1 pseudogene is annotated in these 424 nt (G+C 60.4%); it reads left to right on the top strand.

Going from position 1 to position 424, the window contains the following annotated elements:
* Positions 1-117: 117 nt before the first annotated feature.
* A pseudogene (locus RZO55_RS06405) lies at positions 118-424 on the top strand (Zn-dependent hydrolase); the annotation flags it as partial.

Below are 424 nucleotides of genomic sequence, written 5' to 3'. Positions count from 1 at the left end.
ACGGCAGCCTGTTGCAGGAGGATCCGGAGCGCATCAAGGATTTGCAGGTGGATATGACGGTGCTGGATGGGGAAATCGTCTACCGACGGTAAGAAAACCGAACGAAGGAGGATTCCCATGCAAAAGCTTTCGGTCAATGGGGAGCGGCTGAAGCAAACCCTGCAGGCGTTTGCGGAAATCGGTCGAACGGAAGGGGGAGGCGTCACCCGCTTGGCCCTGACGGAGGAGGACAAGCGGGCCCGGGATTACTTCTGCCAGTGCTGCAGGGAATGGGGGATGGACGTGAAGGTGGATGACCTGGGGAATATCTACGCCACCCTGGCGGGAACGGAGGAGATCCCCCCGATCGTGGTGGGTTCCCATCTGGACACTGTGAAGAAGGGCGGCCGCTTCGATGGAGTGCTGGGGGTCGTTTGCGGGTTGG

Origin of the sequence: Clostridium boliviensis (assembly GCF_033342255.1) — a bacterium.
Classification (GTDB): domain Bacteria; phylum Bacillota; class Clostridia; order Lachnospirales; family Lachnospiraceae; genus Lacrimispora; species Lacrimispora boliviensis.
This window is presented reverse-complemented; position numbering and strand designations above follow the sequence as displayed.